The sequence below is a fragment of the Brevundimonas terrae genome (assembly GCF_011761985.1).
GTDB classification, from domain to species: domain Bacteria; phylum Pseudomonadota; class Alphaproteobacteria; order Caulobacterales; family Caulobacteraceae; genus Brevundimonas; species Brevundimonas terrae.
On record NZ_JAASQT010000006.1, the window covers coordinates 75,281 to 87,297 of the forward strand.

Genomic DNA, 12,017 nt, shown 5'->3' on the forward strand with positions numbered 1-12,017 from the left:
GGCGCCATCATGCGAACCATCATCGAACCATAGATTGCGACGAACCACGGTCTGTGTTCTTACAGGAACAGTTCCCGTTGCGGTATCACCGCAGAAAGACCAGTGCATGTCCGCGTCTCCCCCTGTCCACCTGTCCCGTCGAGTCTGGATTATGATCGCGGCCAGCGCCGCCATCGTGACCCTCGCCATGGGGGTGCGCCAGTCCTTCGGTCTTTACCTGACGCCGATGACACTGGAGCTGGGCATCGACCGCCAGACCTTCGGGCTGGTGCTGGCCTTGCAGAACCTGTTGTTCGGGGCCGTCCAGCCCTTCGTCGGGGCCTATGCCGACAAGCATGGTCCCGTGCGCGTGCTGATGATCGGGGCCGTGGTCTATGTGGCGGGCATGGCTCTGACGGCAACAGCCTCGGGCGTATGGGGTCTGGGCATCGGGTTTGGCGCGCTGGTCGGTATGGCCATGTCGGGCGTGACTTTTGTCGTCACCATGGGGGCCGTCGGCAAGATCGTCGCGCCGGAAAAGCGCACGCTGGCTTTTGGCATCATCACGGCGGGCGGATCGCTGGGCCAGTTCTTTGTCGTGCCCATGGCGCAGGCCCTGATCGATGCAGCAGGCTGGCGCAACAGCCTTTATATGCTGGCGGCCATGCTGGTCCTGATCGCGCCGCTGGCCTTTGGCCTGATGAGCAAGCGCGGGGCAGCCGCTGCGGCTCCGCACACAGGCCTGCCGCTCAATCTGGCGCTGAAACAGGCCTTTGCCGACAAGAGCTGGTGGCTGTTGTGCAGCGGCTATTTCGTCTGCGGTTTCCACGTCACCTTCGTGGGTATCCACTTCCCGACCTATATCACCGATCAGGGCCTGCCCAGTTCGATCGGCGCGACAGGTCTGGCCCTGATCGGCCTGTTCAACATTCTGGGGTCGTGGATGTGGGGCGCATGGGGTGGCAAACACTCCAAGAAGCACCTGCTGGCCATTCTCTATGCCCTGCGCGGCGTGGCCATTATCATCTTCCTTCTGACCCCGCTGTCCAGCTTCAGCGCCCTCGCCTTTGCGGCCAGTTTCGGCTTCCTGTGGCTCGGCACCGTGCCGCTGACCAACGGACTGGTGGCCCAGATGTATGGCCTTAGAAACCTGACCGCCCTGACGGGGATTGTCTTCTTCGGCCACCAGATCGGGGCCTTCCTCGGCGCATGGCTGGGCGGGCTCGTATTCGATGTCACCGGATCGTATAATATGGTCTGGTATATCAGTATCGGATTGGCCTTTACGGCGGCTGTGGCCAACCTGCCTATCCGTCAAAGCCCACCCCAGACCGCCCCGCAAACACCATGAGCGAACACCCCAAAGACCCCGACCCTAAAGGCCAGAAACCAGAACGTCTGGTCCCTGCCCTGTTGTTTGGCGGGGCTATTGTGCTGTCACTGGCCGGTCTGGCCTTGTGGCAGCGTCAGGGGCTGGCCATCTGGTTGGAGCAGGCTATCGCTTTTTGCACCTGAGTTTCTTCATTCTTTGCAGCGATAATCCTTCACGTTACGTCCCCCGCCTATCAAGGAGCCGCCCATGCCATCCCGCCATTTCGCACCGCGCCTGGTTTTCGCAACGGTAGCCGCAATGGTGCTGGCGGCATGTTCTCCTGAAACCTCGTCCAAAACGTCCGAAGAGCCGACAGGCACCACGCCCGATGCCACGGCGGCTCAAGTCATGACCCTGCAAAATGATCGGCACGATGCCTTCATCGCCCGCTGCCGGAAAAACGCTGTCTCGACCGAAAGCGGCGAACCCGCCACTTCGGATAGCTGCGGCGTGGCCTATCCAAAGGCCCTGCAGGCTCTGGAGGCCGCGCGCATCCTGATACAGGCCCATGCCCGTGACGGTGCCGTCTCGGCCACCTCGCTGGAACAGGTGAAGGCCCGCCTGCCACAGATCAACTGGACCAACGAACAGGCCGGCGGCTCGACGCTGGCCAGTGGCCGTGTGGAGCCGTTCGACGCTGTGATTACCCGCCGCAACAACCAGCATCATCTGGCCTTTAACTGGTCAGGTCCGGCGGGCGAGGTTCCGGTCAATGTCGCCTATGCCCTGCTGCTGGAAGGCGCACAGCTAAAGCAGATTGCTTGCAACAGCTCTTCTGCCGGCGAGACGGGTCAGGCATGGCATGTCACCGGCACCGATAGCGAACCGTTCGATCTGGTGACCTATAGCCGCATCGGCCCGTCGGGGACCGCACTGTCGTCCTATTCGGCCAGCACGCCGCTGGACGGCAAGACCATGACGCTGGCAAGCTTGCGGGCCGATGATAGCGGCTGGACCGAGTGCAACTAGGATTGCGGGCATAGAAAAAGGGCGTCGCCACAACAGCGCCGCCCTTTTCCAGCCCCAACTCGAACTCAGCCCGCGTACTTGGCCGCGTCTTCATCCGAGATGTCTTCGTTTGAATACACTTGCTGGACATCGTCCTCGGCGTCCAGTGCATCCAGCAGCTTAAACAGCGTTCCGACGCTCTCGCCGGTCAGTTCGATCTCGGACTGTGGCTTCCAGACAATAGCCGTCGACTTCGGATCGCCCAGAACCTTGGACATGGCCTCGGCCACATCGTTCAGATCTTCAAAGGCGGTCCAGATGGTGTGGCCCGGTGCATCCTCGTAGATGTCCGGCTTGACCAGATCGCTCTCGACGTCGCTGGCGCCCGCTTCGATCGCCGCTTCCATCACCGCATCTTCGGTGCCTGCCTCGGCCGGATAGGTGATCTGGCCGACACGGTCCCACATGAAGGTGACCGAACCGGCTTCGCCCAGTGCGCCGCCATTCTTGGAGAAGGCCGTACGGATGTTCGAGGCCGCACGGTTACGGTTGTCGGTCAGAACATCGACAACGATCTGGACACCGCCGGGGCCACGGCCCTCATAGCGGATTTCTTCCATCGCATCGACTTCACCGCCCGCAGCCTTCTTGATGGCGCGTTCGATGTTTTCTTTCGGCATCGACTCGGCCTTGGCGTTGTTCACAGCCAGACGCAGGCGCGGGTTCATCGACGGATCGGGCATGCCCGACTTGGCCGCAACCGTGATTTCGCGCGACAGACGCGAGAACAGCTTGGCGCGCAGCTTATCCGCGCGACCCTTGCGGTGCATGATATTTTTGAATTTTGAGTGGCCGGCCATGGTGTCGCTCCCCAAATGTTGAGTATGCTAAGGCGCGCCCTTTACCGGATGGCGCAATCCCTGTCACCTCAGGGAACTGCCCAATACGGTACGGATTGTGCGTTAGAGAGCTTGGAGGACAATCATGGTCGCTGTTGACGACACCTATCTGGACGACGCCTACGACGAAGGCCTGCGCGATCCGAATGCCACCGAGATCGTGGAGCGTTATGCCCGACGCCCTGTGACCGTTTCGACCGCCACAGCCACCGGCTCGGTCATCGGTGCCTTTGCGCTCGGCGTTCTGACCACTGTCGGCGTCATGGCCCTGCTGCGTCCGCGCCGCGACTACTAGGGTCCGCGCCCGATATTTGCGAAACCTGATCCGGCTGGATTTACCGGATCAGGCTTTCCAGAAAGACCCGCAAATCGGGTCTGAACGGTTGTGGCCTGCGATCCTCGCGCCCGACCATCACATGCACAAAAAATCCTTCGGCCACGGCTTCGGTTTCCGTATTTCGGAACAGGCCGACCTCATAGCGCACACTGCTGTTTCCCAGCTTGCCGACCCGCACGCCTGCATGGATCACATCCGGATAGTGGGCGGGTGCGTGATAGCGACAGCCTGATTCGGCCACGATCCCGATCTGGTCAGACGCCCCGAGCTCCAACAACCCCGCCTCGATCAGAAGTTGGTTCACCGCCGTGTCGATAAAGCCGTAATAGGCGACATTGTTGATGTGGCCATAAACGTCATTATCGGCCCAGCGCGTCGTCAGGGTGACAAAGCGGCTGTAATCGGCCCGTGTGGCACGCTGATGTGATGGCATAGGCCCGATTCCCCCCTTGCTCGACTATCTCTCAACCCAGCGCCAGCACCATATCCCAGCGATCTATGCCGGGCGCAAAGCCATCGGGCGTGATCTTCTCCGGCTTAAAACCAAACCGCGCATAGAAGCCCTGCGTATGCTGGCTGGTGTTCAAGATGATACGGCGTATCTCCGGCGTCGCCTGCGCCGCCGCGATCCGCGCCTCGGTCAGCATCCGACCCAACCCGTGACCATGCAGGTCATTATCGACCATGCCCCAGCACAGGGCGACGCTGACCCCGTCCGCCTCGACCGCATGGCCGCCGCAGCCGACAACCTGCCCCTCTCGCTCGATCACCTGATAGGGCCAGCGCAGCGCCTGATCCTGCAAAAAGCCGACAAAGCTCTCGCGCTCGCTCACGTCGAAAAAGCGCGGCGTGTTGCTGTCGAACAGGGCCAGACAGCCAGCCATATCCTCTGGTCGGTAGGGTCTCGAACGGGTCATTTCTTCTCGTAACACGCCGCGCTTGCCCCACCAACGAAAGGCATGGGTCGGGCGCTCTCAGGGGACGCGATCGAGCGGTCGATTTTTACTTGGTTGAACGCGGGTCTTCGCGCCACAGTGGAGGAGACCTGTAATGCTGACCTTGCCAAGAAATTAGCCGGAGCTTGCTACATGCCCGTTACTGCCCGCGCCGCCATTCTGGAACAGACGGGCCATGCCACGCCCTATGCCGACAGCCAGCCGCTGAAAATCCGCGAGGTCACACTGGATGATCCCGGGGCGGGCGAGGTCCGTGTGCGCATCAAGGCCGCGGGCCTGTGCCATTCGGACCTGTCGGTCATCAATGGCGACCGTCCCCGCCCCCTGCCCATGGCTCTGGGTCACGAGGCGGCGGGCATTGTCGAGGCGGTTGGTCCCGACATCGATGATCTGACGGTTGGCGACCATGTGGTGATGGTGTTCATGCCGTCCTGCGGACACTGTGGTCCCTGTGCCGAGGGACGCCCCGCCCTGTGCGAGGCAGGCGCGGCGGCCAATCTCGAGGGGCGGCTCTTGTCGGGCCGACGCGCCTTTGTGTGCGAGGACGGACCACAACTGAACCACCATCTCGGCTGTTCGGCCTTTGCCACCCATGCCGTTGTCTCGCGCCGCTCACTGGTGAAGATCGACAAGGACTTGTCGTTCGAGCACGCCGCCCTGTTTGGCTGTGCGGTGCTGACAGGCGTCGGGGCCGTCGTGAACACGGCGCAGCTCAGGGCAGGTCAGTCCGCTGTGGTTATCGGCCTTGGCGGTGTGGGACTAGCGGCCGTTCTGGGAGCATTGGCAGCGGGGGCCAGCCCTGTGGTGGCCGTTGATCTCAACCCTGACAAGCTGGCACTGGCGGCGACGCTTGGCGCAGTTCACACGGTCAATGCCGCCGATCCCGATGCCGTGGATCAGGTTCGCGCCCTGACACGCGGCGGGGCCGATTTTGCCTTCGAGATGGCCGGTTCGGCGCGCGCACTTGATGCCGCATGGAAGATGACGCGGCGTGGCGGCACCACGGTCACAGCTGGTCTGCCGCCACCCGATGCGGTCCTTGCGGTCAATATTGTCAGTCTGGTCGCCGAGGAACGCACGCTCAAAGGGGCCTATATCGGTACCTGTGTTCCCAGCCGTGATATTCCGCGCTTTATCGGCCTGTTCAAAGACGGACGCCTGCCCGTTGACCGGTTGATGTCAGGTACACTGACACTGGACCAGATCAACGGGGCGTTTGATGCACTGGCAGACGGCATGGCCGTGCGCCAGATTGTGCATCTTTAAGCGTCCAGCAAGGCCTCGACCTCGTCACGGCTCGCCAGCGACGACTGCGCCCCTGCCCGCGTGCAGGCCACAGCACCCGCCGCACAGGCAAACTCCAGTGCGTCCTGCGGCTCCATCCCTTCCAGTAGGGCCACAGTGATGGCCCCGACAAAGGCATCGCCCGCGCCAACCGCATCCACCGCGCTGATCTGTGGCGGGGTCGCCCACGCCATTTCGACACCGCGCAGATACATGGCCGCTCCGCGTGCGCCCTTGGTCACGACAACGCGCCCGCCGCCATGATGCAGCGCATCGCCGTAAAACGCCGCCTCGGTCTCGTTGACCACGATCAGATCGGCGCGGCGCAGCATGGCATCTGATACCGGCGCCGCAGGGGCCAGATTCACGCAGACAAACTCGGTCGCCCGTCCCACCGCCGCCTCGACGGTTTCGATGGGCAGCTCCAACTGCACGATCAGCGGCGTCTCGATCCGCGCCGGAAGCTGTTCGGGCATGACATTGTGGTTGGCACCGGCGGCCACGGTGATCTGGTTCTCGCCATGGGCATCGACCGAGATAAGGGCCACACCGGTCGGGGCATCGGCATCGGTGACCACCCCGCCCAGCTCTACGCCATAGGCTTCCAGCAGGGCCGTTGCAGGCAGGGCCATCTCGTCATCGCCCACGCGACCGATCATGCAGACATCGGCCCCCAGCTTGCGCGCCGCCAAGGCTTGGTTGGCACCCTTGCCACCCGGATGACGGGCCAGTGTCGCGCCCGTCACCGTCTCGCCCGCACGCGGCAGGCTGGCACAGGTGGCCACATAGTCGAGATTGATCGAGCCTACGACCGTGATCCTCATGCCTTTACTCCCGCGTTCGCAAGGGTTTCGCCGATCAGATCGAATATGCCCTCGGCATCGGCTTTCACAGCCCACAGGTGGCGGGCTTCCAATACATCGCCGCGCATCTCCACCGCCGTATGGCCACGTGTCAGATCGCTTTGCGCCTCGATACGGATTTCGGCAGGGCGCAAGCGGAACAGTTCGGGGGCCATCACATAGGCCACCGTGCAGGGGTCATGCAGCGGTGCCGCATCCCAGCCGACAATGGTCCGCTCGACACGTTGCGAGAAACGCAACATCCCCGCGACCGCCTTCGACGACGCATTGCCTATGGCCTCGATGGTGCGGATACGTTCTTCGGTGGCGCGCACCTGATGGGTCGCGTCCAGCCCGATCATCACCACCGGCACAGGGCTTTGCATCACCTCGTGCGCGGCATCGGGGTCGGCCCAGATATTGAACTCGGCGCTGGCGGTAATATTGCCGCCCTCGCTGCGGGCACCGCCCATGGCCACGACCTGTTTCAGGCGCTCGGCCAATAGCGGCTCGCGACGCAGGGCCAGCGCCAGATTGGTCATCGGCCCCATCGCCACCAGATCCACCGTGCCGTTCGGGCGCGACATCACCAGACGGATAATGGCATCGACGGCGTGCTCATCTTCGGCACCCTTGGCGGGCACGAACGGGGCCATATCCCCCAGCCCTTCCTCGCCATGGAACTCGCCCGCTCCCGCCGGTTCGCGCACCAGCGGACGCGCCGCACCGGCAAAGACCGGCACATCCTCGCGTTCGGCGATCTGGCGCAGAATACAGGCATTACGCGCCGTTCGTTCGGCGGGGACATTGCCACCCACCGTGGTAATCGCCAGCAGGTCGATATTCGAGGCCGCAAAGGCCATCAATAGTCCGGTGGCGTCATCCACCCCCGGGTCGCAATCAATTATCAGGGTCGTTTTCACACCCCTTCACTGGCCTCTGGTGCGACACAAGGCAAGCCATGTCGGGGCAGGTTTTTGGAGCCTCTGAACAGGTTTAAGTAAAAACACATATTTCAATGCATCCCCAAGGAACCTTAACAAAGAACGCCAGTTTACAAGATAGAACCCACCGGATTTTCCCCCACCCCCCAATCCGGTCGGTTCCTGGCGGCCCGGTCGACACGCCCCCCGACTGAGAAACCGGGCCGCCCCCTCCCCCTTTCTACATAACCGCGCGTGGCACGATTTTTTGTCGTCACAGACCCTTGCGCAGGCAAGGCGGGCGTCCATATGGTTTGCAACATCATCTGTTTCAGAAGCGCACGCCATGACCGACAAAGCCCCCCTGAAGATCGACTTTGTATCCGACGTTATGTGCCCGTGGTGCGTGATCGGGCTGGGCGGTCTTAACCAGGCCTTGGACAAGCTGAAGGCCGAAGGGATTTCCGCCGACATCACCTGTCAGCCCTTCGAACTGAACCCGCAGATCGCCATTGAGGGCGAAAACCTCGGCGAGCATATCCAGCGCAAATACGGCTCGACGCCCGAACAGTCGGCCGCCAACCGCGCCATGATCCGCGAGCGGGCCGCAGAGGTCGGCTTTGACATGCAGATGTCCGAGCATTCGCGCATGTGGAACACGTTTGACGCCCACCGCCTGCTGCACTGGGCGCACGAAACCGCGCCCGAGCGCCAACTGGCGCTGAAAATGGCGCTGTTCACGGCCCACTTCACCCTTGGTCGCAACATTTCCGATGCCGGTATCCTGACCGAGGTTGCGCAAAGTGTCGGCTTTGACCGCGCCGAAGCCGCCGAGGTTCTGGCCTCCAGCCGTTATGTCACTGAGGTACGCGCCAGCGAACAGTTGTGGCAGTCGCGCGGCATCACCTCGGTTCCGGCAGTGGTCATCAACGACCAGTATCTGATCTCCGGAGGACAACCCGCTTCGGTGTTTGAAAATGCCCTGCGCCAGATCAGCGGCGAAACTGCACAGGTTTGAACATCTGGTCGCATCGGGCGGGAGTGGTTAAAGACAGGGCATGACCACTGCCCCCCTGCCCGATGCCACCCATGACAACTGGGTTGACCGATACGCCCCGCAAAAGCTGAAGCCTTGGCTGAAGCTGGGACGGTTCGACCGCCCGATCGGTACATGGCTTTTGCTGCTGCCCGGTTGGCAGGGCATCATGCTGGCGCTTTTGGAAACCGGACGCGGCTTTGGCTGGTACGAAGCGTGGCTGGTGTTCGGCTTTGCGCTCGGCGCCGCCCTGATGCGCGGCGCGGGCTGTGCCGTAAACGACATCGTGGACCGCGACTTCGACGCACAGGTTGCCCGCACGGCCAGCCGCCCCATTCCGTCCGGCCAGATCAGCCCCAAACAGGCCGCCGCCTTTGTGATCGGCATCTGTCTGGTCAGCCTGTCCATCCTTCTGACCATGAACCTGATGGCGGTTCTGCTGGGCTTCCTCAGCCTGTTTTTGGTCGCGGCCTATCCGTTTATGAAGCGCATCACATGGTGGCCGCAGGCGTGGCTGGGCCTGACCTTTAACTGGGGCGCTGTGCTGGGCTTTGCGGGGGCCAGTGTGGCCGCGCCGCTGGCCATGACCGGTTTTGTCAGCCCTGCAGCTCTGGTGCTTTATGCCGGAGGCCTGTTCTGGACGCTGGGCTATGACACCATCTATGCGCTTCAGGATATCGAGGACGATGTGATGGCAGGGGTGAAATCCTCGGCGCGCCGTCTGGGCTCCAAGGTGCGCGAGGGTGTCGCCGTTTTCTATGCGCTGGCCTTTGTGCTGGCCGGTATATCCGGTTGGCTGGCCAAGGCAGGGCCGCTGTTCTGGGTTTTCCTCGGTTTCTATGGTCTGCATTTTGTCTGGCAGATTGCGAAACTGCGGCCTGAAAATCCGGTGCTGGCCCTCAAACTCTTCAAATCCAATCGCGAGGCCGGATTGATCCTTCTGGCCGCTATAGCGTTAAGCCAGATCAGTTTCTGATTTCATTTCGGGTGGATGACCACATGAAAATATCGCGCACTTTCCGTTATCTGCTGCTGGGCAGCGTCGTGGCCCTGAGTGTGGCCGCCTGCGATCGCGACAAGGGCAAGGATGCTGAAAAGCCCGCCGCGATTGCCGCCGTTGACGGACCGCTGAGCTATGAATCTACCACCCCCTACGCCAAGGTCAGCCTGACCCTGCCCGAAGCCATCAAGGGTTATCCGGACCTCTACAAACAGCTTTACGATACCGAAGTCGGCAAGCTGAAAGATTATTCCGAGGGCGCGCAATCGGACCGCAGCGAGTTCGGCAGCTCTGATCTGCCGCCCTATGAAAAGACCATCCTCTACAGCCAGCCTGTCGAGACGGGCCGTCTGTTCAGCATGCTGCGTTCGGATTTTGACTATTCGGGCGGGGCGCACCCCAACACCGTCGCCACCGGCCTGTTGTGGGACCGCACCACGAACAAGCCACTGGCCGCCGCCGACCTGTTCGCCACCGATGCCGACAAGGCCGCGCTGGATCGCATCCTTTGCGATGCTGTGAACGAAGCCAAGAAGGGCCGCCAAGGCTCGGTCAGCCTGACCAAGACCGGCATGTGGACCTGTCCGGATGCATCCAAGGTCGCCATCCTGCTGGCCCCGTCCGATACGGCGGGCAAGGCGTCGGGCATCACCTTCCTGCTCAACGCCTATGATGTCGGTCCCTATGTCGAGGGTGCCTATTATCTGACCATCCCATTCGAGGTTCTGGGTAAGGCCATCAACCCCACCTATGCCAGCGAGTTCGCAGGCACAGGGCCAAAGGGTGACGTCACCCAAACCCTGCGCCCGCAATAAGCGCGGCTAGTCGGTCGCCAAAAACGCATCGATCAGGGCGTTCAGGCGCTCGGGTTGGTCATACATAATGAAGTGGCGGCTGTTCTCGACGGCCGACATTTTCACGTCCGGCAAGGCGGCATATTCGCGCGTCCACAGCGCCGGAGCCATTGCCCCCTGTCCGCCCGAAGTGTCCACGGCATAGACCGCCCAGAACGGCACCTTGACCTTATCAAGATCAGGGCGGGCATCGGCCACCATCAGTTCGGCAATCGCCGTGGCGCGGGCTTGGGGGTCGGACTTCATCGAGTCCTCGATGATGGCAGGACGCTTGGCTTCGGTCAGCGTCATGCCCACCGCCGTCTGTGCCTGTTGGGCGCTGAACATTTCCGGCGATACGGCCAACAACATGGCCTTGGTCTGGGCGGCAATCGGAGCCAGAGTTTCCGGCGTCGCTTGCGGCCCCATCAACACGCCAAAGAAGGGCAGGCTGTCCACGCTCATGACCTTGGACAATAGGTCGGGGTGCTGCTGAGCCAGACGCAGGCCCGCAAAACCGCCCATGGAATGACCGATCAGGGCAGGCCGATCCAGCGTTCCGACATAGCGGGCTAGTTCGTCCAGAGCGGGTGCCAAGAAGGGGCCATCGGCGTGGCTCCACGGCTGACCTGCAAAACCCGAGAACTGCACCAGATGCACACGATGCGTCGTCGAAAGTCGCACGGCCGCCTCGCGCCACACCTCACGCGACGAGGTATAACCCGGCACGAAGATCACATCCGGTCCCTGCCCTATCACCTCGACCGACAGACGGTCCGAGGCAAAGGGCGCATCCTGCATGGCAGGGCTTGCAAGGGCAGGAGTCACCAAACCCGCCGCCCCAACAGACAGGGCCAGTACAGCCATAAAACGCAACGCAAACTGTCGAATAGTATGAGCGGGCTTCATGGCCGCCTCCTTGCGATCAAAGGGTCATTACTCAGCTATGCGGATTGTCGAAGACCTCTTCGACGGGCCGCGCGAACAGGGCGGCAATGCGGTAGGCCAGATCCAGCGACGGATCGTGTTTGTCGCTCTCGATAGCGATCACGGCCTGGCGCGATACGCCCAGTTGCTGGCCCAGTTGTTCCTGCGTCCAGCCACGCTCCGTCCGCAGCAGTTTCAGCCGGTTCTTCATTTGCTGTCCCTGATAAACAGGCTGGAAACACCCAGCAGGAACCACATCAGGCAGTATCCCCACCACGCGGCCAGATGTGGAACACCGGCAAAGGTTTCGAGGAATCCCCAAACCGTCATGATGCCGAAGGTCGCCAGACAGGCCACGATCAGGCGCTTGGCCAGCAGCGCCCGCACGAACTCGTCGGCATCACGCAGATAGCGCAACGTCACCCAGAGCTGGCCTATGATTGCCACCCCCGGCAAGGCCGCGAGCAGATACAGCAGCGGCCCCGAAACCATTTGGCGATCGGTGAGAAAGACAGCCGCCATCAGCGTCACCACATAACCGGCCATGGCGATGAAGGTGCCGCGACGATAGCGGGCATCGGGTAAAATCTCGGTCGCACTCATGGCTGTTCCTCCTGTAATGTAAGGCAAACCTGACATCCGCGATGTGTAATGTCAACCTTACAAAATGTCAGGATCATA

Annotated in this window: 16 protein-coding genes; 8 read left to right on the forward strand and 8 right to left on the reverse strand. The window is 62.0% G+C overall.

Going from position 1 to position 12,017, the window contains the following annotated elements:
- Positions 1 to 106: 106 nt before the first annotated feature.
- The 3 genes from FHS64_RS12365 to FHS64_RS12375 all read left to right on the forward strand — a co-directional run bounded on the left by FHS64_RS12365 (position 107) and on the right by FHS64_RS12375 (position 2,320).
- Positions 107 to 1,330: an MFS transporter gene (locus FHS64_RS12365; RefSeq protein WP_167178747.1), complete on the forward strand. Its 1,224-nt coding sequence runs from the start codon at positions 107 to 109 to the stop codon at positions 1,328 to 1,330.
- The gene (locus FHS64_RS12370; protein ID WP_167178749.1) at positions 1,327 to 1,494 is read left to right on the forward strand and encodes a hypothetical protein; all 168 of its coding nucleotides are present in this window, start codon (positions 1,327 to 1,329) and stop codon (positions 1,492 to 1,494) included. Before FHS64_RS12365 ends, FHS64_RS12370 begins: the two co-directional genes overlap by 4 nt.
- Before the next feature lie 64 nt (positions 1,495 to 1,558).
- Positions 1,559 to 2,320 carry a hypothetical protein gene (locus FHS64_RS12375; RefSeq protein WP_167178751.1) on the forward strand — a complete coding sequence of 254 codons (762 nt, stop codon included), beginning with the start codon at positions 1,559 to 1,561 and terminating at the stop codon, positions 2,318 to 2,320.
- 65 nt (positions 2,321 to 2,385) lie between these two features.
- Here FHS64_RS12375 and FHS64_RS12380 read toward each other — a convergent pair whose 3' ends face one another.
- Positions 2,386 to 3,159, reverse strand: a complete 774-nt coding sequence (locus tag FHS64_RS12380) for a YebC/PmpR family DNA-binding transcriptional regulator (protein WP_167178753.1) — start codon at positions 3,157 to 3,159, stop codon at positions 2,386 to 2,388.
- Between the two features lie 124 nt (positions 3,160 to 3,283).
- Between FHS64_RS12380 and FHS64_RS12385 the strand changes: the two genes are divergently transcribed.
- Positions 3,284 to 3,493: a hypothetical protein gene (locus FHS64_RS12385; protein ID WP_167178755.1), complete on the forward strand. Its 210-nt coding sequence runs from the start codon at positions 3,284 to 3,286 to the stop codon at positions 3,491 to 3,493.
- 40 nt (positions 3,494 to 3,533) lie between these two features.
- On the opposite strand, the gene FHS64_RS12390 is transcribed toward FHS64_RS12385, so the two are convergent.
- Together FHS64_RS12390 and FHS64_RS12395 are read right to left on the reverse strand one after the other, a co-directional pair.
- Complete coding sequence (locus tag FHS64_RS12390) at positions 3,534 to 3,968, reverse strand: acyl-CoA thioesterase (RefSeq protein ID WP_167178757.1); 435 nt, start codon at positions 3,966 to 3,968, stop codon at positions 3,534 to 3,536.
- A gap of 31 nt (positions 3,969 to 3,999) precedes the next feature.
- Positions 4,000 to 4,452: a GNAT family N-acetyltransferase gene (locus tag FHS64_RS12395; protein ID WP_167178759.1), complete on the reverse strand. Its 453-nt coding sequence runs from the start codon at positions 4,450 to 4,452 to the stop codon at positions 4,000 to 4,002.
- Between the two features lie 171 nt (positions 4,453 to 4,623).
- Here FHS64_RS12395 and FHS64_RS12400 point away from each other — a divergent pair, with 171 nt between their 5' ends.
- Positions 4,624 to 5,757 carry a zinc-dependent alcohol dehydrogenase family protein gene (locus tag FHS64_RS12400; RefSeq protein WP_167178761.1) on the forward strand — a complete coding sequence of 378 codons (1,134 nt, stop codon included), beginning with the start codon at positions 4,624 to 4,626 and terminating at the stop codon, positions 5,755 to 5,757.
- Here the strand turns inward: FHS64_RS12400 and FHS64_RS12405 are convergent.
- Both FHS64_RS12405 and FHS64_RS12410 read right to left on the reverse strand, forming a co-directional pair.
- Positions 5,754 to 6,599, reverse strand: coding sequence for a ribokinase (locus FHS64_RS12405; RefSeq protein WP_167178763.1), 846 nt, complete (start codon positions 6,597 to 6,599; stop codon positions 5,754 to 5,756). The genes FHS64_RS12400 and FHS64_RS12405 overlap by 4 nt on opposite strands.
- A complete protein-coding gene (locus tag FHS64_RS12410; RefSeq protein ID WP_167178765.1) occupies positions 6,596 to 7,540 on the reverse strand; it encodes a nucleoside hydrolase in 945 nt (314 codons plus the stop codon). Before FHS64_RS12410 ends, FHS64_RS12405 begins: the two co-directional genes overlap by 4 nt.
- A gap of 346 nt (positions 7,541 to 7,886) precedes the next feature.
- Here FHS64_RS12410 and FHS64_RS12415 point away from each other — a divergent pair, with 346 nt between their 5' ends.
- Genes FHS64_RS12415 through FHS64_RS12425 form a run of 3 tightly spaced genes read left to right on the forward strand, consistent with a single transcriptional unit; the run spans position 7,887 to position 10,391 of the window.
- Positions 7,887 to 8,558: a DsbA family oxidoreductase gene (locus tag FHS64_RS12415; protein ID WP_208380963.1), complete on the forward strand. Its 672-nt coding sequence runs from the start codon at positions 7,887 to 7,889 to the stop codon at positions 8,556 to 8,558.
- Positions 8,559 to 8,598: 40 nt separating this feature from the next.
- The gene (gene ubiA, locus FHS64_RS12420; RefSeq protein ID WP_167178767.1) at positions 8,599 to 9,552 is read left to right on the forward strand and encodes a 4-hydroxybenzoate octaprenyltransferase; all 954 of its coding nucleotides are present in this window, start codon (positions 8,599 to 8,601) and stop codon (positions 9,550 to 9,552) included.
- Positions 9,553 to 9,575: 23 nt separating this feature from the next.
- Positions 9,576 to 10,391, forward strand: coding sequence for a DUF3298 and DUF4163 domain-containing protein (locus tag FHS64_RS12425; protein WP_167178769.1), 816 nt, complete (start codon positions 9,576 to 9,578; stop codon positions 10,389 to 10,391).
- Positions 10,392 to 10,397: 6 nt separating this feature from the next.
- Here FHS64_RS12425 and FHS64_RS12430 read toward each other — a convergent pair whose 3' ends face one another.
- From FHS64_RS12430 to FHS64_RS12440, 3 genes are read right to left on the reverse strand one after another with little or no spacing between them, the layout of a single operon-like run.
- Positions 10,398 to 11,318, reverse strand: a complete 921-nt coding sequence (locus FHS64_RS12430; RefSeq protein ID WP_167178771.1) for an alpha/beta fold hydrolase — start codon at positions 11,316 to 11,318, stop codon at positions 10,398 to 10,400.
- A gap of 31 nt (positions 11,319 to 11,349) precedes the next feature.
- Complete coding sequence (locus FHS64_RS12435) at positions 11,350 to 11,547, reverse strand: helix-turn-helix transcriptional regulator (protein ID WP_167178773.1); 198 nt, start codon at positions 11,545 to 11,547, stop codon at positions 11,350 to 11,352.
- Positions 11,544 to 11,939, reverse strand: a complete 396-nt coding sequence (locus FHS64_RS12440) for a hypothetical protein (RefSeq protein ID WP_167178775.1) — start codon at positions 11,937 to 11,939, stop codon at positions 11,544 to 11,546. The genes FHS64_RS12435 and FHS64_RS12440 overlap by 4 nt, the downstream gene beginning before the upstream one ends.
- Positions 11,940 to 12,017: the final 78 nt, after the last annotated feature.

Excerpts from the sequence above, each read along its gene's own strand:
- FHS64_RS12365 (WP_167178747.1), top strand. The coding sequence starts at position 107 with ATGTCCGCGTCTCCCCCTGTCCACCTGTCCCGTCGAGTCTGGATTATG.
- FHS64_RS12370 (WP_167178749.1), top strand. The coding sequence starts at position 1,327 with ATGAGCGAACACCCCAAAGACCCCGACCCTAAAGGCCAGAAACCAGAA.
- FHS64_RS12375 (WP_167178751.1), top strand. The coding sequence starts at position 1,559 with ATGCCATCCCGCCATTTCGCACCGCGCCTGGTTTTCGCAACGGTAGCC.
- FHS64_RS12380 (WP_167178753.1), bottom strand. The coding sequence starts at position 3,159 with ATGGCCGGCCACTCAAAATTCAAAAATATCATGCACCGCAAGGGTCGC.
- FHS64_RS12385 (WP_167178755.1), top strand. The coding sequence starts at position 3,284 with ATGGTCGCTGTTGACGACACCTATCTGGACGACGCCTACGACGAAGGC.
- FHS64_RS12390 (WP_167178757.1), bottom strand. The coding sequence starts at position 3,968 with ATGCCATCACATCAGCGTGCCACACGGGCCGATTACAGCCGCTTTGTC.
- FHS64_RS12395 (WP_167178759.1), bottom strand. The coding sequence starts at position 4,452 with ATGACCCGTTCGAGACCCTACCGACCAGAGGATATGGCTGGCTGTCTG.
- FHS64_RS12400 (WP_167178761.1), top strand. The coding sequence starts at position 4,624 with ATGCCCGTTACTGCCCGCGCCGCCATTCTGGAACAGACGGGCCATGCC.
- FHS64_RS12405 (WP_167178763.1), bottom strand. The coding sequence starts at position 6,599 with ATGAGGATCACGGTCGTAGGCTCGATCAATCTCGACTATGTGGCCACC.
- FHS64_RS12415 (WP_208380963.1), top strand. The coding sequence starts at position 7,887 with ATGACCGACAAAGCCCCCCTGAAGATCGACTTTGTATCCGACGTTATG.
- ubiA (WP_167178767.1), top strand. The coding sequence starts at position 8,599 with ATGACCACTGCCCCCCTGCCCGATGCCACCCATGACAACTGGGTTGAC.
- FHS64_RS12425 (WP_167178769.1), top strand. The coding sequence starts at position 9,576 with ATGAAAATATCGCGCACTTTCCGTTATCTGCTGCTGGGCAGCGTCGTG.
- FHS64_RS12430 (WP_167178771.1), bottom strand. The coding sequence starts at position 11,318 with ATGAAGCCCGCTCATACTATTCGACAGTTTGCGTTGCGTTTTATGGCT.
- FHS64_RS12435 (WP_167178773.1), bottom strand. The coding sequence starts at position 11,547 with ATGAAGAACCGGCTGAAACTGCTGCGGACGGAGCGTGGCTGGACGCAG.
- FHS64_RS12440 (WP_167178775.1), bottom strand. The coding sequence starts at position 11,939 with ATGAGTGCGACCGAGATTTTACCCGATGCCCGCTATCGTCGCGGCACC.